Source organism: Pseudomonas sp. RW407, from assembly GCF_003176655.1.
Classification (GTDB): Bacteria; Pseudomonadota; Gammaproteobacteria; order Pseudomonadales; family Pseudomonadaceae; genus Pseudomonas; species Pseudomonas delhiensis.
In genome coordinates, this window is sequence record NZ_QGSL01000107.1 from 1,853,054 (window position 1) to 1,874,608 (window position 21,555).

Here is a 21,555-nt window from a genome sequence, read left to right on the forward strand (position 1 = left end):
AGGCAAAAAAAGAGCGCAACTCTGCCGCAAGCCGGGGACTTTGAAAAGCTGTCCAACCTGTCAGCGGGAGCGCCGGGAATGGGGGCGGGGCGCATTCTGCACGGGCATCGGCCGATGCATTTGCGTACAATGCGGCAATCAGGTTACGACCTTTCCCACGCTGGCCCCGCCACTACCCTTGGTCGGGGATCGAGCCTGGCCACCAAGGAACTTACATGGCTTCCTACGAAATCCTGATCGCTGACGATCACCCGCTGTTCCGTAGTGCCCTGCACCAGGCCCTGACCCTCGGGTTGGGTCCCGACGCGAAGCTGGTGGAGGCGGCGAGCATCGCCGAGCTGGAAGCCAGGCTCAACGACAAGGCCGACTGGGACCTGGTCCTGCTCGACCTGAACATGCCCGGCGCCTACGGTTTTTCCGGCCTGGTGCTGCTGCGCGGGCAGTACCCGCAGATTCCGGTGGTGATGATCTCGGCTCAGGAGGACGCCGCCGTGGTGCAGCGCTCCCGGGAGTTCGGCGCCAGCGGCTTCATTCCCAAGTCCAGCGACATGGCCACCCTGCAGCAGGCGGTGCGCGCGGTGCTCGACGGCGATGTCTGGTGGCCGCCGCAGGCCGACGCGGTGACCGAGCTCAGCGAGGAAGTGCGCGCCGCCAGCGCCGGCCTGGCCAGCCTCACGCCGCAGCAGTTCCGCGTGCTGACCATGGTCTGCGAGGGCCTGCTGAACAAGCAGATCGCCTTCGAGCTGAGCGTCTCCGAGGCCACCGTGAAGGCCCACGTCACGGCCATCTTCCGCAAGCTCAACGTGCGCACCCGTACCCAGGCGGCGCTGTTGCTGCAACAGATGGAAACGGTTCCGGGCGCCTGAGCGGCTGCCCGTGACCTTCGTTTCACACTTTCCTACGGCGCCTGGTTTAGAGTGCCGCGTCTTTTTCGCAGAGAGCCCTTCGTGACTTCCTCCCCCTTCAAGGGCCAGACCGGCCTGAAGCGCATCCTCAATGCCGCCGGCTACTCCATGGCCGGCTTCGTCGCCGCCTTCCGTGGCGAGGCGGCCTTCCGCCAACTGGTGCTGATCAACGTCATCCTCGTCCCGCTGGCGTTCTTCTGCGACGTCACCCGCGGCGAGCGCGCGCTGATGATCGCCGTGTGCCTGCTGGCGCTGATCGTCGAGCTGCTCAACTCGGCGGTGGAGGCGGTGGTCGACCGCGTCTCCCTGGAGCGCCACCCGCTGTCGAAGAACGCCAAGGACATGGGCAGCGCCGCGCAGTTCGTCGCGCTGACCATCATCACCGTGACCTGGGCGGTGATCCTGCTCGGCTGAGCCGGCGTCGCTCCCTGTAGGAGCGGGCCCTGCCCGCGATTCGCGCGCAGGGCGCGCTCCTACAGGTCGATGCCGAATTTTCCCGTGTATGCCGGGCTGCCGCCTCAGGGAATCACCGGCAGCACGATCTCGTCGCTACGGCTGATGCCCGCCGTCTCGCTGCGGCACAGGTCGAGGAATTCGCGCATGGTCGCGGTCTGGTACTTCTGCCGGTGCCAGATGAAGTAGAACTGCCGGCGCAGGTCCAGCTGCGGGGTTTCCACCGGCACCAGGCTGCCGCGGCGGAAGGCGTCGCGCAGGGCCAGGCGCGAGATGCAGCCGATGCCCAGGCCGGATTCCACGGCGCGCTTGATCGCCTCGGTGTGCTCCAGCTCCAGGCGGATGTTCAGCGGCTCGAGGTGGTGGCGCATGGCCTGGTCGAAGGTCAGGCGGGTGCCCGAGCCCTGCTCGCGGAGGATCCAGGCCTCGCTGCTCAGGCGCTGCAGGTCCGCCGGCCCGGCGCCGGCCAAGGGGTGCTGCGGCGCGCAGAACACCACCAGCTCGTCCTCCATCCATGGCTGCACCTCGATGTCCGGGTGCTGGCAGTCGCCCTCGATCAGGCCCAGGTCCAGCTCGTAGTGGGCGATGCGCTGCACCACGTGGGCGGTGTTGTGCACGTGCAGGCGCACCCGGCAGTCCGGCTGGCGCTGCATGAAGGTGCCGATCAGCAGGGTGGCCAGGTAGTTGCCGATGGTCAGGGTGGCGCCCAGGTCCAGGGAGCCGAAGGCGCTCTTGCCGTTGAGCAGCGTCTCGATCTCGCTGCCGCGGTCCAGCAGCGCCACCGCCTGGGGCAGCAACTGGCGGCCCAGGGCGTTCAAGGTCAGGCGCTTGCCGGCGCGGTCGAACAGCTTGCAGTCGAACTGCCGCTCCAGCTCGCCCAGCGCGGTGCTGGTGGCCGACTGCGACAGCGACAGCGCTTCGGCGGCGCGCGAGACGCTTTCCTGCTGGGCCACGGCGACGAAGACTTCCATCTGGCGCAGGGTGAATTTCATCGGTTCGGGGGGCTCCGTGGCGGGCGGGAGGCGCGACATTCGGTCGCCCCTGGCGGGGCGGTGCGCGGGAGTAATCTGGCGCGCGCTGGCCGCCAGGCGTCCCTTATCTGCGTTTTGGATTAGCAATATCCAGATAATTTATTTTGCGGATATTCTCGCCCCCTATAAAATGTCGCGCAATCGCGCTACGTCCGGGATCTGCTGGGGTGCGCCACGAATCTCTAGGAGTCCTTGATGAGCAACCTGTACACCGAGCGCGTTCTCAGCGTCCACCACTGGAACGACACCCTCTTCAGCTTCAAGACCACCCGTAACCCGGGCCTGCGCTTCAAGACCGGCCAGTTCGTGATGATCGGCCTGGAGGTCAACGGTCGCCCGCTGATGCGCGCCTACTCCATCGCCAGCCCGAACTACGAGGAGCACCTGGAGTTCTTCAGCATCAAGGTCCCGGACGGCCCGCTGACCTCGCGCCTGCAGCACCTGAAGGAAGGCGACGAGCTGATGGTCAGCCGCAAGCCCACCGGCACCCTGGTGCTGGACGACCTCAAGCCCGGCAAGCACCTGTACCTGCTGAGCACCGGCACCGGCATGGCGCCGTTCCTGAGCGTGATCCAGGATCCGGAAGTCTACGAGAAGTTCGAGAAGGTCATCCTGGTCCACGGCGTGCGCTGGGTCAGCGAGCTGGCCTACGCCGACTTCATCACCAAGGTCCTGCCGGAGCACGAGTACTTCGGCGACATGGTGAAAGAGAAACTGATCTACTACCCCCTGGTCACCCGTGAAGAGTTCCGCAACATGGGCCGCCAGACCGACCTGATGCGCAGCGGCAAGCTGTTCGCCGACATCGGCCTGCCGCCGATGAACCCGCAGGACGACCGCGCCATGATCTGCGGCAGCCCGAGCATGCTGGACGAGACCAGCGAAGTGCTCAACGGCTTCGGCCTGCAGATCTCCCCGCGCATGGGCGAGCCGGGCGACTACCTGATCGAGCGCGCCTTCGTCGAGAAGTAAGCACGATCCGCTGAAAAAGCCCGCCACCCGGCGGGCTTTTTCGTTCATGGCGGATACAGGAAATGCCGGGTGGGCTGTAGGAGCGCGCCCTGCCCGCGAATCGCGCGCAGGGCGCGCTCCTACAAGGTGCACCCTATATCCGCAGCGCGTAAGGCGCATAACCGTTCATGCCGCCGTGGCGTCCGGCGTGGCCGGTAAGTCCAATCGCGGACGGAGTCCGCTCCTACGACCGTGCTTCCCGGAACCGTAGGAGCGGACTCTGTCCGCGATTCGGCGGATAACGCCGTAGGCGTTATCCGCCCTACGGGCAGGCTTGCACGTCCAGCACCCGGATCACTCCCTCCTCAGGGTAATGCCAGTGTACGTCCAGGTCCCACAGGCGTGCGCCGTAGCGGCGTTCGGGCGTGGGTTGCTGGTAGGCTGGGCGCGGGTCCTGGGCCAGGCACTGCTCGATTAGCTCGACCACCGGCTCGCCCAGGCGCAGGGCCTGCTCGCGGGCCTGGGCCAGGGCGGCGTCGCTCCACTGCACCGGGATCGGCGCCGGCGGCGCCTCGGCGATGGCGTTGCGCGCGTCGGCCACGGCGTCGGCGTAGGGCACGTAGGGCTTGATGTCGAGCACCGGAGTACCGTCCAGCAGGTCGATGCCGGACAGCCAGAGGCGCCCGGGCTCGACCTTCTCCAGGCGCACCACCGACTGGCCGATGCCGTTGGGGCGGTGCGTGGCGCGGGTGGCGAACACGCCCAGGGAGCGGTTGCCGCCCAGGCGCGGCGGGCGCACCTTGAGCCGCGGCTTGTCTTCCAGGGCCTGGTGGAAGAGGAACAGCAGCCACACGTGGCTGACCTGCTCCAGGCCTTCCACCGCCTCGCCGCCGTCGAACGGCGGCAGCAGCTCCAGCACGCCGCGCGCCGCCGGGGCCAGCTGCGGCTGGCGCGGGATGGCGAACTTCTCCTTGAAGCAGGAGCGGATGTGGCCGATGGGGGCGACGGAGTAGGACATGGCGGCACGAGCGTGGAGCAGGGGCCGCCATGTTACCCGATCAGAGGTGGAAGCCGCCGTCGATGGGGATGATGTTGCCGGTCATGTAGGCGCCGGCGCTGCTCGCCAGGGCGATGGCCAGGGCGGACATCTCTTCCTCGCGGCCCCAGCGCTTCATGGGAATGTGCGCGGTGTCGCCGGCGAGCGCCTCGGGATCATTGGCGATGTGCCGGGTCATCCTGCTGGGGAAGCGCCCCGGCGCGATCACGTTGACGTTGATGTGCTGGCCCACCAGCTCGCGGGCCAGCATGCGCGACAACTGGTGCAGCGCGGCCTTGCTCGGGCCGTAGGCGTAGGCCTGCTCGCCGAAGGCGCTGAGCCCGGCCACCGAGCCGATGTTGATGACGCGCGCCGGGTTGTCCGCGCTGCCGGCCTTGCGCAGCAGCGGCAGCAACTGCTGGATGCAGCTGAACACGGCGGTGACGTTGAGCTGCATGACCTTCTCCCAGCCCGCGGCAGGGTAGCTTTCCAGCGGCGCGCCCCAGGTGGTGCCGGCATTGTTGACCAGGATGTCCAGGCGCTCGATGCGGGCCTGCAGGGCTTCGGCCAGGGCGCGGGCGCCTTCCTCGCTGGCCAGGTTGGCGGCCAGGGCGTGGCACTCGCCGTAGCTCGACAGCTCGGCGGCGGTGGTGGCACAGGCCTCGCCATCGCGGGCGCAGATGAACACGCGGGCGCCGGCTTCGAGCAGGCCCCGGGCGATCATCCGGCCGATGCCGCGGGTGCCGCCGGTGACCAGTGCGGTACGCCCGGCCAGGCTGAAGTAGGGATGCATGGGAAATCCTCGCTGCTGGATGGTTCTGGCACCCTAATGCGCCGGCGGCACCGGGCGCAGCACTATCGAGCGGGAGAATGCCGGGTCATCGGCGCAGCCTGCGCAGCAGCAGCCAGCCGTAGCAGGCCAGGGTGAGCGCGGCGACCAGCGTGCCCAGCAGCAACTGCACGGCGGGCGTCAGGCCGGGCGGGTAGATCAGCGGGATCAGGTAGTGCTCGACGAAGCCGCCGCCGTAGCCCTGTTCGCCGGCGGCGCGGCGCAGGCGGTTTTCCAGCGGCGTCAGCGGGCATACCAGTTGCAGCCACTCCACGGTCACGCCCCAGGCCGCGGCCGGCAGGTGCAGCCAGGCCAGGCGTGGCCAGCGCAGCACCAGCGGGCCGCCGAGCACGACGAAGAGGATGAAGGCCAGGTGCAGCAGTACCACGGCGTCGGCGGCCAGGCGCATCAGCACGGGCGCGTTCCCGGTTCAGCGCTTCCCGCGCCGGGCCAGGCCCTTGAGGCAGTTGCGCAGCAACTGGTCGCCGCAGGGGCGGTAGTTGCTGTGGCCGGGGGCACGGAACAGCGCATTGAGTTCGGCCTTGGTCATCACCAGCCCGGCGTCGTCGAGGATCGCCAGCAGGTCGTGGTCGCGCAGCTCGAAGGCCACGCGCAGCTTCTTCAGCACCAGGTTGTTGGTCAGCGGCAGTTCCAGCGGCGGCAGCGGACGGCTGTCGTCGCGGCCGCGGCGGTGGATGATCAGGCCGTCGAGGAAGCGCGCCAGCACTTCGTCCGGGCAGTCGCGGTAGCCGGGTTCGTCCTCGCGGGCCAGCAGCGCGGCGACTTCGGCCTCGTCCAGCGCAAGGCCGGCCAGGCCGGCGATGGTGGCGACCTCGCGGTCGACGATGTCGAGGCTGTAGCGCAGGCTGCGCAGGATGTCGTTGTTCAGCATGCGCTGGTTTTCCTCGGTTGGAAAAGTGAAAGCCCCGCCGGGCAGGCTGTGTGAAAACCTCAGGATCGGTCCCACTGGTTAAAAAACAACCTGGATTTCGCGTTTCTACGTGGATTCTGGATTGGCTGAATAGCCAAGCCTCTTCAGATTTCACGTAGGAACGCGCTCTTCGAAGAGCCGCTCGGTTTTTCACACAGCCTGCTTTGGGCGGCCTTTTGCATGGTGGGGGTTACCGGATGGTCCGGCGCAGCCTGGGGGCAATCGCGGACGGAGTCCGCTCCTACAGGGAAATGCCGTGCCTTCTGGCAACCGGTAGGCCAGCCGGAACGCCGGAGCCCGGCAGGACGGCGGATAACGCCGTAGGCGTTATGCGCCCTACGGGCGCATGGCTCGGCGCCATAAAAGAAAAAGGCTGCTTCGGCAGCCTTTTCCTATCCCGGCGGGATTTACTTGCGAGCGCCGAGCTCGACGAAGTCGCGCTGGGTGTAGCCGGTGTACAGCTGGCGCGGGCGGCCGATCTTGTACGGGCCGGAGAGCATTTCCTGCCAGTGCGAGATCCAGCCCACGGTACGTGCCAGGGCGAAGATCACGGTGAACATGCTGGTCGGGATGCCGATGGCCTTGAGGATGATGCCCGAGTAGAAGTCCACGTTCGGGTAGAGGTTGCGCTCCACGAAGTAGGGGTCGTGGCGGGCGATCTCTTCCAGCTTCATGGCCAGTTCCAGCTGCGGGTCGTTGATGCCCAGCTCGCTGAGCACCTCGTCGCAGGTCTGTTTCATGACCTTGGCGCGCGGGTCGAAGTTCTTGTACACGCGGTGGCCGAAGCCCATCAGCTTGAACGGATCGTTCTTGTCCTTGGCCTTGGCCACGAACTTCTCGATGTTCGAAACGTCACCGATCTCGTCCAGCATGCGCAGTACCGCTTCGTTCGCACCACCGTGGGCCGGGCCCCAGAGGGCGGCGATGCCGGAGGCGATGCAGGCGAACGGGTTGGCGCCGGAGGAGCCGGCCAGGCGCACGGTCGAGGTCGAGGCGTTCTGCTCGTGGTCGGCGTGCAGGATGAAGATGCGGTCCATGGCCTTGGCCAGCACGGGGCTGATCGGCTTGGTCTCGCAGGGGGTGTTGAACATCATGTGCAGGAAGTTTTCTGCGTAGCTCAGGTCGTTGCGCGGATACATCATCGGCTGACCCATGGAGTACTTGTACACCATGGCGGCGATGGTCGGCATCTTGGCGACCAGGCGGTGCGCGGAAATCTCGCGGTGCTTGGGGTTATTGATGTCCAGGGAGTCGTGGTAGAAGGCGGAGAGGGCGCCGATCACGCCGCACATGATGGCCATCGGGTGGGCATCGCGGCGGAAGCCGTTGAAGAAGGTCTTCAGCTGCTCGTGAACCATGGTGTGGTTCTTGATGGTGCCGACGAACTGTTCCTTCTGCTCGGCGGTGGGCAGTTCGCCCTTGAGCAGCAGGTAGCAGGTTTCCAGGTAGTCGGATTTCTCGGCCAGTTGCTCGATCGGATAGCCGCGGTGCAGCAGCACGCCCTTGTCGCCGTCGATATAGGTGATCTTCGACTCGCAGGAGGCGGTGGACATGAAGCCAGGATCGAACGTGAAGTGGCCCGTGGAGGTCAGACCCCGCACATCCACTACATCGGGGCCCAGCGTGCCGGAGAGGACGGGCAGTTCGACGGGGGCTGCGCCCTCGATGATCAACTGCGCTTTCTTGTCAGCCATGATTAGGCCTCCTATTAATGCTTGAAATCATCTGTACGACCCCCCACGCAGGGCCCGCACCACTATAGAGAGATAAATCCGATTGTCAATTTGCAAGAAGTGGTGCCTGACAGCCCCTCCAACTGCCTGTTTTGGCGAAAAAAATCGCCTATTTACGCCTTTTCCCGGGGTGCGGCAATAAGTCCTTAGGCGAAGGCGATTCCGTTGTCATTAGGAGCCTAACTGTCTATACTCGGCGACCAGCCGCTGGGGCCCTCCAGGCCTCGCTCCACAGGCGGTTGTCACTCCCGAAGGTGATGGGTACCTGACAAGTGCACCTCCCGACAACTAGCCCTGCAATTCGAAGGGCTCTCAGTGTGAAAAAAGCCGTGAATAGCAAACGACCTGTAAACCTAGACCTAAGGACCATCAAACTCCCTGTCACTGCTTACACGTCCATTCTCCACCGCATCTCTGGCGTCATCCTGTTCGTGGGCATTGCCGTGCTGCTGTTCGCGCTCGACAAGTCCCTGGCATCGGAAGACAGCTTCGAGCAGGTGAAGGCGTGTCTGGCCCATCCGTTGGCCAAGCTTGTGATCTGGGGCCTGCTCTCCGCGCTGCTGTACCACCTGGTAGCCGGCATTCGTCACCTCGTCATGGACGCAGGTATCGGCGAGACGCTGGAAGGTGGCAAGCGTGGTTCGAAAATCGTCATCGCCATTGCCGTGGTGCTGATCGTTCTGGCGGGGGTCTGGGTATGGTAACTAACGTCACTAACTTCTCGCGTTCTGGCCTCTACGACTGGATGGCCCAGCGCGTTTCTGCGGTCGTTCTCGCGGCTTATGTGCTTTTCCTGCTGGGTTACCTGATCGCGCACCCGAACATCTCCTACGAGGAGTGGCATGGTCTGTTCTCCCACGGCCTGATGAAGATCTTCAGTCTTCTCACGCTGGTTGCCCTGAGCGTGCACGCCTGGGTCGGCATGTGGACCATCACCACCGACTACCTGACTCAGATGGCGCTGGGCAAGCCCGCGACCATCGTGCGTTTCCTCGTCCAGGCGGTATGCGGCATGGCCATGTTCGCATTCTTCGTCTGGGGTGTGCAGATTCTCTGGGGTAACTGATCCATGGCAAGCATTCGTACTCTCTCCTTCGACGCCATCATCGTCGGTGGCGGCGGCGCCGGCATGCGCGCCGCGCTGCAACTGGCCCAGGGCGGCCACAAGACCGCCGTGGTGACCAAGGTCTTCCCGACCCGCTCGCACACCGTTTCCGCCCAGGGCGGCATCACCTGCGCCATCGCCTCGGCCGACCCGAACGACGACTGGCGCTGGCACATGTACGACACCGTCAAGGGCTCCGACTACATCGGTGACCAGGACGCCATCGAATACATGTGCTCCGTCGGCCCGGAAGCCGTGTTCGAGCTGGAACACATGGGCCTGCCGTTCTCCCGTACCGAGCAGGGCCGCATCTACCAGCGTCCGTTCGGTGGCCAGTCCAAGGACTTCGGCAAGGGTGGCCAGGCCGCCCGTACCTGCGCCGCGGCCGACCGTACCGGTCACGCCCTGCTGCACACCCTGTACCAGGCCAACCTGAAGAACGGCACCTCCTTCCTTAATGAGTGGTACGCCGTCGACCTGGTGAAGAACCAGGACGGCCACGTGGTCGGCATCATCGCCATCGACATCGAGACCGGCGACACCATCTACATCCGCTCCAAGGCCGTGGTCCTGGCCACCGGCGGTGCGGGCCGCATCTACGCCTCCACCACCAACGCCCTGATCAACACCGGCGACGGCGTGGGCATGGCCCTGCGTGCCGGCGTGCCGGTGCAGGACATCGAGATGTGGCAGTTCCACCCGACCGGCATCGCCGGCGCCGGTGTACTGGTCACCGAAGGCTGCCGTGGCGAGGGTGGCTACCTGATCAACGCCCATGGCGAGCGCTTCATGGAGCGTTACGCACCGAACGCCAAGGACCTGGCCGGCCGCGACGTGGTCGCCCGTTCCATGGTCAAGGAAGTGATCGCCGGCAACGGCGTGGGCCCGAACAAGGACCACGTGCTGCTGAAGCTGGACCACCTCGGCGAGGAAGTCCTGCACAGCCGCCTGCCCGGCATCTGCGAACTGTCCAAGACCTTCGCCCACGTCGACCCGGTGGTCGCGCCCATCCCGGTCATCCCGACCTGCCACTACATGATGGGCGGCGTCGCCACCAACATCCATGGCCAGGCCCTGACCATGGACGCCAACGGCAACGACACCATCATCGAAGGCCTGTTCGCGGTCGGCGAAGTCGCCTGCGTATCGGTGCACGGCGCCAACCGCCTGGGCGGCAACTCGCTGCTCGACCTGGTGGTCTTCGGCCGCGCCACCGGCCTGCACCTGGAAAAGGCCCTGAAAGAGGGCATCGAGCACCGCGGCGCCTCCGAGTCCGACCTGGAAGCCTCCTTCAAGCGCCTGAACGGCGTGAACGAGCGCACCAGCGGCGAAGAAGTCGCCCCGCTCAAGCGCGAACTGCAGCAGTGCATGCAGAACTACTTCGGTGTATTCCGTACCGGCGAATACATGCAGAAGGGTATCGCCCAACTGGCTGACCTGCGCGATCGCATCGCCAACGTCAAGATCAACGACAAGAGCCAGGCTTTCAACACGGCGCGCATCGAAGCGCTGGAACTGCAGAACCTCCTCGAGGTGGCCGAAGCCACCGCCATCGCGGCCGAAAACCGCAAAGAGTCCCGCGGCGCCCATGCCCGCGAAGACTTCGAGGAGCGCGACGACGAGAACTGGCTGTGCCACACCCTGTACTTCCCGGGTGAGAAGCGCGTTGCCAAGCGTGCCGTCAACTTCGCGCCGAAGACCGTTCCGGCATTCGAACCCAAGGTTCGTACTTACTAAGGGTGCCCGTCATGTTGAAAGTAAGTGTTTACCGCTACAACCCGGAGAAGGACGCTGCACCGTACATGCAGGACTTCGACGTCGATACCCAGGGCAAGGACGTGATGGTCCTGGACGTGCTGGCGCTGATCAAGGAACAGGACGAGGGCTTCTCCTACCGTCGTTCCTGCCGCGAGGGCGTCTGCGGCTCCGACGGCATGAACATCAACGGCAAGAACGGCCTGGCCTGCATCACTCCGCTGTCGGCCGCCGGCCTGAAGGGCGGCAAGCTGGTGCTGCGTCCGCTGCCGGGCCTGCCGGTGATCCGTGACCTGGTCGTCGATATGCGCATCTTCTACAAGCAGTACGAGAGCGTTAAGCCGTACCTGCAGAACAAGTATGCTGCGCCGGCGATCGAACGCCTGCAAACCCCCGAAGAGCGCGAAAAGCTGGACGGTCTGTACGAGTGCATCCTGTGCGCCTGCTGCTCGACCTCCTGCCCATCGTTCTGGTGGAACCCGGACAAGTTCCTCGGCCCCGCTGCGCTGCTGCAGGCCTATCGTTTCCTGGCCGACAGCCGTGACACGGAGACCCAGGCTCGCCTGGCCAGCCTGGACGATCCGTTCAGCGTGTTCCGTTGCCGTGGGATCATGAACTGCGTGAATGTCTGCCCGAAAGGCCTGAACCCTACCAAGGCCATCGGTCACATTCGCAACATGCTGCTGCAGAGCGGGATCTGATCCCACTCGCTGCCGCATGCGGAAAGAGCAATACCCGTGCCGCCGGAACATTGTCCGGCGGTACGGTTGCAACGGGCCCCAGCCCACAAAGCCGGGGTTCTGACTCTGAAAACATATATATGACCAGCAGGGGCATCCGGGCTGGTACCCGGACTATCTGCGGGAACCTTTGTGGCTACCAGTCGCTGCAACAGGGCTGGGTCTCCCGAGAGTTCCATCAGGTGGAGTCCCCTTACCGAGGGTGACCAAGCATGCACGAAAGCGTAATGCAGCGGATGTGGAACAGTGCCCATCTATCCGGTGGGAACGCTGCCTACGTCGAAGAGCTCTACGAGCTCTACCTGCACGACCCGAACGCTGTGCCAGAAGAGTGGCGCACGTACTTCCAGAAGCTCCCTGCCGACGGCAATCCCGCCCCCGACGTCTCGCATTCCTCCATCCGTGATCATTTCGTGCTCCTGGCCAAGAACCAGCGCCGCGCTGCGCCCGTTTCCGCCGGCAGCGTCAGCACCGAGCACGAGAAGAAACAGGTCGAAGTCCTGCGCCTGATCCTGGCGTACCGGCTGCGTGGACATCAGGCCGCGACGCTCGATCCGCTGGGCCTCTGGGTGCGCACCGCGCCTTCGGACCTGTCGCTGGATCACTACGGCCTGACCGCCGCCGACCTCGACACCACCTTCCGCACCGGTGAGCTCTACATCGGCAAGGAAGAGGCCACCCTGCGTGAAATCCTCGATGCGCTGAAGCAGACCTACTGCAGCACCATCGGCGCGGAGTTCATGCACATCGTCGATTCCGAGCAGCGCCACTGGTTCGCCCAGCGCCTGGAAAGCGTACGGGGTCGTCCGGCTTACTCCGCCGATGCCCGCGCCCACCTGCTCGAACGCCTGACGGCGGCCGAGGGCCTGGAGAAGTACCTGGGCACCAAGTACCCGGGCACCAAGCGTTTCGGTCTTGAAGGCGGCGAAAGCCTGATTCCGATGGTCGACGAGATCATCCAGCGCTCCGGCTCCTACGGCGTCAAGGAAATCGTCATCGGCATGGCCCACCGTGGCCGTCTGAACGTCCTGGTCAACACCCTCGGCAAGAACCCGCGCGACCTCTTCGACGAGTTCGAAGGCAAGAAGCTGGTCGAGCTGGGCTCGGGCGACGTGAAGTACCACCAGGGCTTCTCTTCCAACGTCATGACCAGCGGTGGCGAAGTCCACCTGGCGCTGGCCTTCAACCCCTCGCACCTGGAGATCGTCTCCCCGGTGGTCGAGGGTTCGGTACGCGCCCGCCAGGACCGTCGCAAGGACGGCAACGGCGACAAGGTGGTACCGATTTCCATCCACGGCGACGCCGCCTTCGCGGGGCAGGGCGTGGTCATGGAAACCTTCCAGATGTCCCAGACCCGTGCCTACAAGACCGGCGGCACCATCCACATCGTGATCAACAACCAGGTCGGCTTCACCACCAGCCGCCAGGACGACGCGCGCTCCACCGAGTACGCGACCGACGTTGCCAAGATGATCCAGGCGCCGATCTTCCACGTGAACGGCGACGACCCGGAAGCGGTGCTGTTCGTCACCCAGCTGGCCGTCGACTACCGCATGCAGTTCAAGCGTGACGTGGTCATCGACCTGGTCTGCTACCGCCGCCGCGGCCACAACGAGGCCGACGAGCCCAGCGGCACCCAGCCGCTGATGTACCAGCAGATCGCCAAGCAGCGCACCACCCGCGACCTGTATGCCGACGCGCTGATCGCAGCCGGCGTGCAGACCGCCGAGCAGGCCCAGGAAAAGGTCGACGAGTACCGCGACGCCCTGGACAACGGCCAGCACGTGGTGAAAAGCCTGGTCAAGGAGCCGAACAAGGAGCTCTTCGTCGACTGGCGTCCGTACGTCGGTCACGCCTGGACCGCGCGTCACGACACCCGCTTCGACCTGAAGACCCTGCAGGAGCTGTCCAACAAGCTGCTGGAGACGCCGGACGGTTTCGTCATGCAGCGCCAGGTGCAGAAGATCTACGAAGACCGCGCCAAGATGACCGCCGGCGGCATGCCGATCAACTGGGGCTTCGCCGAGAACCTGGCCTACGCCACCCTGCTGTTCGAAGGCCACCCGGTGCGCATGACCGGTCAGGACGTCGGCCGCGGCACCTTCTCGCACCGCCATGCGGCGCTGCACAACCAGAAGGACGACTCGGTCTACATCCCCCTGGCCCACCTGTTCGACGGCCAGCCGCGCGTCAGCCTGTACGACTCCTACCTCTCGGAAGAGGCGGTACTGGCGTTCGAATACGGCTACGCCACCACCACGCCGAACGCGCTGGTGATCTGGGAAGCCCAGTTCGGTGACTTCGCCAACGGTGCGCAAGTGGTGATCGACCAGTTCATCACCAGCGGCGAGACCAAGTGGCAGCGCCTGTGCGGCCTGACCATGCTGCTGCCGCACGGCTACGAAGGCCAGGGCCCGGAGCACTCCTCCGCGCGTCTGGAGCGTTACCTGCAGCTGTGCGCCGAGCAGAACATCCAGGTCTGCGTGCCGACCACCCCGGCGCAGGTCTACCACATGCTGCGCCGCCAGGTGATCCGCCCGCTGCGCAAGCCGCTGATCGTCATGACGCCGAAGTCGCTGCTGCGCCACAAGCTGGCCATCTCGACCCTGGAAGACCTGGCCAACGGCTCGTTCCAGACCGTCATCGACGAGATCGACGGCCTGGATCCGAAGAAGGTCGACCGCATCGTCCTGTGCAGCGGCAAGGTGTACTACGACCTGCTGGAGAAGCGCCGTGCCGAAGGCCGCGAGAACATCGCGATCGTCCGCCTGGAACAGCTGTACCCGTTCCCGGAAGACGACCTGGCCGAGGTCCTGTCCAAGTACAAGAACCTCAAGCACATCGTCTGGTGCCAGGAAGAACCGATGAACCAGGGTGCCTGGTACTGCTCGCAGCACCACATGCGCCGTGTCATCGCCGCGCACAAGAAGGGCCTCAACCTGGAATACGCCGGCCGCGACGGCTCGGCCGCCCCGGCTTGCGGCTACGCATCGATGCACGCCGAGCAGCAGGAAAAACTGCTGCAAGACGCCTTCACCGTTTAACGCCAACGCGCAGTAGATACCGAATTTAAGGAAACACACACAATGGCTATCGAAATCAAAGCCCCAACCTTCCCGGAATCGGTCGCCGACGGCACCGTCGCCACCTGGCACAAGAAGGTCGGTGAAGCCGTCAAGCGTGACGAACTGATCGTCGACATCGAGACCGACAAGGTGGTCATCGAGGTGCTGGCCGAGGCCGACGGCGTACTGGCCGAGATCGTCAAGAACGAAGGCGACACCGTCCTCTCCAACGAACTGCTCGGCAAGCTGAGCGAAGGCGGCGCCGCTGCTGCCGCTCCGGCTCCGGCCGCCGCCGCTCCGGCGGCTGCCCCGGCTGCCGCTGCCGCTCCGGCTGCCGCCGGCGAAGACGCCATCCTCTCGCCGGCCGCGCGCAAGCTGGCCGAAGAGAACGGCATCGACCCGAACAGCATAGCCGGCACCGGCAAGGGCGGTCGCGTGACCAAGGAAGACGTGGTCGCCGCCGTCGAGGCCAAGAAGAACGCCCCGGCTGCCGCTCCGGCCGCTGCCAAGCCGGCCGCTCCGGCCGCCGAGGCCCCGGTGTTCGCCGCCGGCGACCGCGTCGAGAAGCGCGTGCCGATGACCCGCCTGCGCGCCAAGGTCGCCGAGCGCCTGGTCGAAGCCCAGTCCTCCATGGCCATGCTGACTACTTTCAACGAAGTCAACATGAAGCCGATCATGGACCTGCGCAACAAGTACAAGGACCTGTTCGAGAAGAAGCACAACGGCGTGCGCCTGGGCTTCATGTCCTTCTTCGTCAAGGCCGCCACCGAAGCCCTGAAGCGCTTCCCCGGCGTCAACGCCTCGATCGACGGCAACGACATCGTCTACCACGGCTACCAGGACATCGGTGTCGCCGTGTCCAGCGACCGCGGCCTGGTGGTACCGGTACTGCGCAACGCCGAGTTCATGAGCCTGGCCGAGATCGAGAACGGCATCGCCACCTTCGGCAAGAAGGCCAAGGACGGCAAGCTGTCCATCGAAGACATGACCGGTGGTACTTTCACCATTTCCAACGGTGGCGTATTCGGTTCTCTGCTGTCGACGCCGATCGTCAACCCGCCGCAGACCGCCATCCTCGGCATGCACAAGATCCAGGAACGCCCGATGGCCGTTAACGGCCAGGTGGTGATCCTGCCGATGATGTACCTGGCGCTGTCCTACGACCACCGCATGATCGACGGCAAGGAAGCGGTGAGCTTCCTGGTCGCCATGAAGGACCTGCTGGAAGATCCGGCTCGTCTGCTGCTGGACGTCTGATTCGTCATTTCACCCGACGGCCCCGTACTACACGACGGCCCCGCAAGGGGCCGTCCGCTTCACCGGAATAAGGATTGAGATATGAGCCAGAAATTCGACGTGGTTGTGATTGGTGCCGGCCCCGGCGGCTACGTGGCTGCCATCCGTGCCGCCCAGCTCGGCCTGAAGACCGCTTGCATCGAGAAGTACATCGGTAAAGAGGGCAAGGTCGCTCTCGGCGGTACCTGCCTGAACGTAGGCTGCATTCCGTCCAAGGCGCTTCTGGACAGCTCCTGGAAGTACAAGGAAGCCAAAGAAGGCTTCGACGTCCACGGTATCTCCACCGGCGGCGTGAAGATGGACGTTCCGGCGATGATTGCCCGCAAGGCCAACATCGTGAAGAACCTGACCGGCGGCATCGCCACCCTGTTCAAGGCCAATGGCGTGACTTCCTTCGAAGGCCACGGCAAGGTCCTGGCCAACAAGCAGGTCGAAGTGACCGGCCTGGACGGCAAGACCCAGGTTCTGGAAGCCGACAACATCATCATCGCCTCCGGCTCCAAGCCGGTCGAGATCCCGCCGGCCCCGCTGACCGACGACATCATCGTCGACTCCACCGGCGCCCTGGAATTCCAGGCCGTGCCGAAGAAGCTGGGCGTGATCGGCGCCGGCGTCATCGGCCTCGAGCTGGGTTCGGTCTGGGCCCGCCTGGGTGCCGAAGTCACCGTCCTGGAAGCCCTGGACAAGTTCCTCCCGGCCGCCGACGAGCAGATCGCCAAGGAAGCCCTGAAGGTCCTGACCAAGCAAGGCCTGAACATCCGCCTGGGCGCCCGCGTCACCGGCACCGAGGTGAAGAAGAAGCAGGTCACCGTGACCTTCACCGACGCCAACGGCGAGCAGAAGGAAACCTTCGACAAGCTGATCGTGGCCGTGGGCCGTCGCCCGGTGACCACCGACCTGCTGGCCGCCGACAGCGGCGTGACCCTGGACGAGCGTGGCTTCATCTTCGTCGACGACCAGTGCAAGACCAGCGTTCCGGGCGTGTTCGCCATCGGTGACGTGGTCCGCGGCGCCATGCTGGCGCACAAGGCCTCGGAAGAGGGCGTGATGGTCGCCGAGCGCATTGCAGGCCACAAGGCCCAGATGAACTACGACCTGATCCCGTCGGTCATCTACACCCACCCGGAAATCGCCTGGGTCGGCAAGACCGAGCAGCAGCTCAAGGGCGAAGGCGTCGAAGTCAACGTCGGCACCTTCCCGTTCGCCGCCAGCGGCCGCGCCATGGCTGCCAACGACACCACCGGCCTGGTCAAGGTCATCGCCGATGCCAAGACCGACCGCGTGCTGGGCGTCCACGTGATCGGCCCGAGCGCCGCCGAGCTGGTCCAGCAGGGCGCGATCGCCATGGAATTCGGCACCAGCGCCGAAGACCTGGGCATGATGGTCTTCTCCCACCCGACTCTGTCCGAAGCGCTGCACGAAGCGGCCCTGGCGGTGAATGGCCACGCCATCCACATCGCCAACCGCAAGAAGCGCTGAGGCGGTAGGACCACGGCGGGGCAGGGCGGCAGTCATTCGCGAGGGGCTGCCGCGACCATCCCGCCGGATTCCCGCCTGCAAGGGCGGGAGTCACAGGTGGTGCGGCGCCACGAGCGCTGCGCCGAATGCGCAATACCCAAGACGAAAAAACGGTAGACAAGCATGAATCTCCACGAGTATCAGGGTAAGCAGCTGTTCGCTGAGTACGGCCTGCCCGTATCCAAGGGCTATGCCGTCGACACACCCGAAGAGGCCGCAGAAGCCTGTGAGAAAATCGGTGGCACCGAGTGGGTCGTCAAAGCCCAGGTGCATGCCGGTGGCCGCGGTAAAGCGGGCGGTGTGAAGCTGGTCAAGAGCAAGGAGGACGCCAAGGCGTTCGCCGCCAACTGGCTGGGCAAGCGTCTGGTGACCTACCAGACTGACGCCAATGGCCAGCCGGTCAGCAAGATCCTGGTGGAATCCTGCACCGACATCGACAAGGAGCTGTACCTCGGCGCCGTCGTCGACCGTTCCAGCCGCCGTATCGTCTTCATGGCCTCCACCGAAGGTGGCGTGGACATCGAGAAGGTCGCCCACGACACTCCCGAGAAGATTCTCAAGGCCACCATCGACCCGCTGGTCGGCGCTCAGCCGTTCCAGGGCCGCGAGCTGGCCTTCCAGCTGGGCCTGAAGGGCGACCAGATCAAGCAGTTCACCCACATCTTCGTGGGCCTGGCCAAGCTGTTCCAGGACTACGACCTGGCGCTGCTGGAAGTGAACCCGCTGGTGATCAAGAAAGACGGCAACCTGCACTGCCTGGACGCCAAGATCAACATCGACTCCAACGCCCTGTACCGTCAGCCCAAGCTGCGCGCCATGCACGACCCGTCCCAGGACGACGCCCGTGAAGCCCATGCGCAGAAGTGGGAACTGAACTACGTCGCGCTGGAAGGCAACATCGGCTGCATGGTCAACGGCGCCGGCCTGGCCATGGGCACCATGGACATCGTCAACCTGCACGGCGGCAAGCCGGCCAACTTCCTCGACGTTGGCGGCGGCGCGACCAAAGAGCGCGTGACCGAAGCGTTCAAGATCATCCTCTCCGACAGCAACGTCGCTGCCGTCCTGGTGAACATCTTCGGCGGCATCGTCCGCTGCGACATGATCGCTGAAGGCATCATCGGTGCCGTGAAAGAAGTCGGCGTGAAAATCCCGGTTGTCGTTCGTCTGGAAGGCAACAACGCCGATCTCGGCGCCAAGGTCCTGGCCGAAAGCGGTCTGAACATCATCGCGGCGACCAGCCTGACCGACGCTGCCCAGCAAGTCGTCAAGGCCGCGGAGGGTAAGTAATGAGCGTCCTGATCAATAAAGACACCAAAGTCATCTGCCAGGGCTTCACCGGCTCGCAGGGTACCTTCCACTCCGAACAAGCCATCGCCTACGGCACCAAGATGGTTGGCGGCGTGACCCCCGGCAAGGGCGGCACCACCCACCTGGGCCTGCCGGTGTTCAACACCGTCAAGGAAGCCGTGGAAGCCACCGGTGCCGACGCATCGGTCATCTACGTTCCGGCTCCGTTCTGCAAGGACTCGATCCTGGAAGCGGCCTTCGGCGGCATCAAGCTGATCGTCTGCATCACCGAAGGCATCCCGACCATCGACATGCTGGAAGCCAAGGTCAAGTGCGACGAGCTGGGCGTACGCCTGATCGGCCCGAACTGCCCGGGCGTGATCACCCCCGGCGAGTGCAAGATCGGCATCATGCCGGGTCACATCCACCTGCCGGGCAAAGTGGGCATCGTGTCGCGTTCCGGCACCCTGACCTACGAAGCCGTGAAGCAGACCACCGACGCCGGCTTCGGCCAGTCCACCTGCGTGGGCATCGGCGGCGACCCGATCCCGGGCTCCAACTTCATCGACATCCTGAAGCTGTTCCAGGAAGACCCGAAGACCGAAGCCATCGTCATGATCGGCGAGATCGGCGGTTCGGCTGAAGAAGAAGCCGCTGCCTACATCAAGGCCAACGTGACCAAGCCGGTGGTGTCCTACATCGCTGGTGTCACCGCACCGCCCGGCAAGCGCATGGGCCACGCCGGCGCCATCATCTCCGGCGGCAAGGGCACTGCGGACGAGAAGTTCGCCGCCCTGCAGGACGCCGGTGTGAAGACCGTGCGTTCCCTGGCCGACATCGGCAAGGCCCTGGCCGAGCTGACCGGCTGGGCGACCAAGTAAGCGTTTCGCTTACCTGAGCGTCCGCGAGAGGCCACCTTCGGGTGGCCTCTTGCATTGCCGCCTCGTCGCAAGAAGTGTCGTCCAGGCGACACGCCCTTTCATCCCGCGGACGAGCTGACGTATGTCAGTGCAGTTCATCGGGATAGATCGTTAGGCTAGCAACTATCTCCAGCGTTGCGTTCCCCACAAGGGAAGGCGCGCTGACCGCCAACTCCTACCCGGAGCGGCGGCGATTCCTGACCGTCAAGGATGGCGGGGCAACCAGAATGCAGGAGCATACGGGCCACGAGCTCATGGAAAACCTCTGCTATCGGACTACCAAGAACAATCTCCCGTACAGGCATGAACGCAGGCATCCCCGATGCGGCTGCGCCGTGCCCGTTCGGCCGTTGTGCCCTGGCAGGCCACGAAACCGTTTCAGCACTGTGGTATTCCCCTGAATGAACGTCTTGAAAGGCCAGGACATCCTGGCGCTCGGCTTTATGACCTTCGCCCTGTTCGTCGGGGCCGGCAACATCATCTTCCCGCCCATCGTCGGCCTGCACTCGGGCCCGCACGTATGGATGGCGGCCCTCGGCTTCCTGATCACCGCGGTCGGCCTGCCGGTCATCACCGTGGTCGCCCTGGCCAAGGTCGGTGGCGCCATGGACACCCTCAGCCACCCCATCGGGCGCGTCGCCGGCGGCCTGCTGGCGGCGGTCTGCTACCTCTCCGTGGGCCCGCTGTTCGCCACCCCGCGTACCGCCACCGTGTCCTTCGAAGTGGGCCTGGCGCCGCTCACCGGTGACGGCGCGCTGCCGCTGTTCCTCTACAGCCTGGTGTACTTCCTGGTGGTCCTGGTGATCTCGCTGTACCCGGGCAAGCTGCTGGACACCGTGGGCCGCTTCCTCGCCCCGCTGAAGATCATCGCCCTGGCGGCGCTGGGCATCGCCGCCTTCATGCTGCCGGCCGGCACCATCGGCCAGGCCGAGCCGAGCTACGAGCACGCAGCCTTCTCCCAGGGCTTCATCAACGGCTACCTGACCATGGACACCCTGGGCGCCCTGGTCTTCGGCATCGTCATCGTCAACGCCATCCGCTCCCGCGGCGTGCAGTCGCCGCGCCTGATCACCCGCTACGCGGTGATCGCCGGGCTGATCGCCGGGGTAGGGCTGGCGCTGGTGTACATCAGCCTGTTCCGCCTGGGCTCGGGCAGCCACGACATCGCCGCCGGCGCCAGCAATGGCGCGGCCGTGCTGCACGCCTACGTGCAACACACCTTCGGCTCCCTGGGCAGCGGCTTCCTCGCCGTGCTCATCGCCCTGGCCTGCCTGGTCACCGCCGTGGGCCTGACCTGCGCCTGCGCCGAGTACTTCTGCCGCATCCTGCCGCTGTCCTACCGCAGCCTGGTGGTGATCCTGGCCGGCTTCTCGCTGCTGGTGTCCAACCTCGGCCTGACCAAGCTGATCCAGTTCTCGGTGCCGGTGCTGACCGCCATCTACCCGCCGTGCATCGTGCTGGTGGCGCTGAGCTTCTGTGCCGGCCTGTGGAAGTCGCAGGCACGCATAGTCGCGCCGGTGATGGCGGTATCGCTGGCCTTCGGCATGGTCGACGCGCTCAAGGGCGCCGGCTTCAACCTGCCCCAGTGGCTGGCCCACCTGCCGCTGTCCGAGCAGGGCCTGGCCTGGCTGATCCCCTCGGTGGCCATGCTCGCCGTGATGGTGGTGGTCGACCGCCTGCTGGGCGAGCCCAGCGAAGCCGTGGCCTGACCCGGCCCGCCGAAACGAGAAAGACCGCCCACGAGGCGGTCTTTTTCGTTGTGCTGTCTTGCCCACTGCGCGAACCGGTTTTCGTAGGATGGGTTTCGCTTCGCTCAACGCCATCCTACGGGACATCGTGTTTGTCTGTGGGGCGGGAGCGTAGGGCGCATAACCGTTCGCGGTTATCCGCCGTTGGCCGTGCCACCGGGGCATCTGGCGTGGCCGGTGAATCCAATCGCGGACGGAGTCCGCTCCGCCCGTGTTTCATCGGAACCGTAGGAGCAACTGTCTTGCAGG

Annotated in this window: 19 protein-coding genes; 13 read left to right on the forward strand and 6 right to left on the reverse strand. The window is 65.2% G+C overall.

Annotation, left to right across the window (positions count from 1 at the left end; all coding sequences use genetic code 11):
- Window positions 1–215 precede the first annotated feature (215 nt).
- Together erdR and DK254_RS32470 are read left to right on the forward strand one after the other, a co-directional pair.
- Window positions 216–866 (forward strand): response regulator transcription factor ErdR, encoded by a 651-nt coding sequence (gene erdR, locus DK254_RS32465; protein WP_089394560.1) that lies wholly within the window; start codon window positions 216–218, stop codon window positions 864–866.
- 81 nt (window positions 867–947) lie between these two features.
- Window positions 948–1,319 carry a diacylglycerol kinase gene (locus DK254_RS32470; protein WP_089394559.1) on the forward strand — a complete coding sequence of 124 codons (372 nt, stop codon included), beginning with the start codon at window positions 948–950 and terminating at the stop codon, window positions 1,317–1,319.
- A 104-nt stretch (window positions 1,320–1,423) separates the two neighbouring features.
- Here DK254_RS32470 and DK254_RS32475 read toward each other — a convergent pair whose 3' ends face one another.
- The gene (locus DK254_RS32475; RefSeq protein WP_109937121.1) at window positions 1,424–2,350 is read right to left on the reverse strand and encodes a LysR family transcriptional regulator; all 927 of its coding nucleotides are present in this window, start codon (window positions 2,348–2,350) and stop codon (window positions 1,424–1,426) included.
- 234 nt (window positions 2,351–2,584) lie between these two features.
- On the opposite strand from DK254_RS32475, the gene fpr reads away from it, so the two are divergent.
- Window positions 2,585–3,361: a ferredoxin-NADP reductase gene (gene fpr / locus DK254_RS32480; RefSeq protein ID WP_089394557.1), complete on the forward strand. Its 777-nt coding sequence runs from the start codon at window positions 2,585–2,587 to the stop codon at window positions 3,359–3,361.
- Between the two features lie 301 nt (window positions 3,362–3,662).
- Here fpr and tsaA read toward each other — a convergent pair whose 3' ends face one another.
- From tsaA to gltA, 5 genes are all read right to left on the reverse strand, one after another.
- Complete coding sequence (gene tsaA / locus DK254_RS32485) at window positions 3,663–4,358, reverse strand: tRNA (N6-threonylcarbamoyladenosine(37)-N6)-methyltransferase TrmO (RefSeq protein WP_109937122.1); 696 nt, start codon at window positions 4,356–4,358, stop codon at window positions 3,663–3,665.
- 40 nt (window positions 4,359–4,398) lie between these two features.
- Window positions 4,399–5,169: an SDR family oxidoreductase gene (locus tag DK254_RS32490; RefSeq protein ID WP_109937123.1), complete on the reverse strand. Its 771-nt coding sequence runs from the start codon at window positions 5,167–5,169 to the stop codon at window positions 4,399–4,401.
- 85 nt (window positions 5,170–5,254) lie between these two features.
- Entirely contained in the window at window positions 5,255–5,620 is a 366-nt protein-coding gene (locus DK254_RS32495; protein ID WP_109937124.1) for a DUF2784 domain-containing protein, read from the reverse strand.
- A gap of 15 nt (window positions 5,621–5,635) precedes the next feature.
- Window positions 5,636–6,097 (reverse strand): DUF1456 family protein, encoded by a 462-nt coding sequence (locus DK254_RS32500; protein ID WP_109937125.1) that lies wholly within the window; start codon window positions 6,095–6,097, stop codon window positions 5,636–5,638.
- Between the two features lie 446 nt (window positions 6,098–6,543).
- The gene (gltA, locus tag DK254_RS32505) at window positions 6,544–7,830 is read right to left on the reverse strand and encodes a citrate synthase (RefSeq protein WP_109937126.1); all 1,287 of its coding nucleotides are present in this window, start codon (window positions 7,828–7,830) and stop codon (window positions 6,544–6,546) included.
- A gap of 356 nt (window positions 7,831–8,186) precedes the next feature.
- Here gltA and sdhC point away from each other — a divergent pair, with 356 nt between their 5' ends.
- The 10 genes from sdhC (at window position 8,187) to brnQ (ending at window position 21,267) form a co-directional block, all read left to right on the forward strand.
- Window positions 8,187–8,573, forward strand: a complete 387-nt coding sequence (gene sdhC / locus DK254_RS32510; protein ID WP_167364784.1) for a succinate dehydrogenase, cytochrome b556 subunit — start codon at window positions 8,187–8,189, stop codon at window positions 8,571–8,573.
- Window positions 8,567–8,935 carry a succinate dehydrogenase, hydrophobic membrane anchor protein gene (sdhD, locus tag DK254_RS32515; protein ID WP_009619375.1) on the forward strand — a complete coding sequence of 123 codons (369 nt, stop codon included), beginning with the start codon at window positions 8,567–8,569 and terminating at the stop codon, window positions 8,933–8,935. The genes sdhC and sdhD overlap by 7 nt, the downstream gene beginning before the upstream one ends.
- Before the next feature lie 3 nt (window positions 8,936–8,938).
- Window positions 8,939–10,711 (forward strand): succinate dehydrogenase flavoprotein subunit, encoded by a 1,773-nt coding sequence (gene sdhA / locus DK254_RS32520; protein ID WP_109937127.1) that lies wholly within the window; start codon window positions 8,939–8,941, stop codon window positions 10,709–10,711.
- 11 nt (window positions 10,712–10,722) lie between these two features.
- Window positions 10,723–11,430 (forward strand): succinate dehydrogenase iron-sulfur subunit, encoded by a 708-nt coding sequence (locus DK254_RS32525; protein WP_109937128.1) that lies wholly within the window; start codon window positions 10,723–10,725, stop codon window positions 11,428–11,430.
- A gap of 251 nt (window positions 11,431–11,681) precedes the next feature.
- Window positions 11,682–14,513 (forward strand): 2-oxoglutarate dehydrogenase E1 component, encoded by a 2,832-nt coding sequence (locus tag DK254_RS32530; protein ID WP_109937129.1) that lies wholly within the window; start codon window positions 11,682–11,684, stop codon window positions 14,511–14,513.
- Window positions 14,514–14,555: 42 nt separating this feature from the next.
- Window positions 14,556–15,791 carry a 2-oxoglutarate dehydrogenase complex dihydrolipoyllysine-residue succinyltransferase gene (odhB, locus tag DK254_RS32535; RefSeq protein ID WP_009619379.1) on the forward strand — a complete coding sequence of 412 codons (1,236 nt, stop codon included), beginning with the start codon at window positions 14,556–14,558 and terminating at the stop codon, window positions 15,789–15,791.
- Window positions 15,792–15,872: 81 nt separating this feature from the next.
- Window positions 15,873–17,309, forward strand: a complete 1,437-nt coding sequence (lpdA, locus tag DK254_RS32540) for a dihydrolipoyl dehydrogenase (protein ID WP_109937130.1) — start codon at window positions 15,873–15,875, stop codon at window positions 17,307–17,309.
- A 162-nt stretch (window positions 17,310–17,471) separates the two neighbouring features.
- On the forward strand, window positions 17,472–18,638 hold the full coding sequence (gene sucC, locus DK254_RS32545; protein WP_074982642.1) for an ADP-forming succinate--CoA ligase subunit beta: 1,167 nt from the start codon (window positions 17,472–17,474) through the stop codon (window positions 18,636–18,638).
- Window positions 18,638–19,519: a succinate--CoA ligase subunit alpha gene (gene sucD / locus DK254_RS32550; RefSeq protein WP_074982640.1), complete on the forward strand. Its 882-nt coding sequence runs from the start codon at window positions 18,638–18,640 to the stop codon at window positions 19,517–19,519. The genes sucC and sucD overlap by 1 nt, the downstream gene beginning before the upstream one ends.
- Before the next feature lie 440 nt (window positions 19,520–19,959).
- Window positions 19,960–21,267: a branched-chain amino acid transport system II carrier protein gene (gene brnQ / locus DK254_RS32555; RefSeq protein WP_109937131.1), complete on the forward strand. Its 1,308-nt coding sequence runs from the start codon at window positions 19,960–19,962 to the stop codon at window positions 21,265–21,267.
- Window positions 21,268–21,555: the final 288 nt, after the last annotated feature.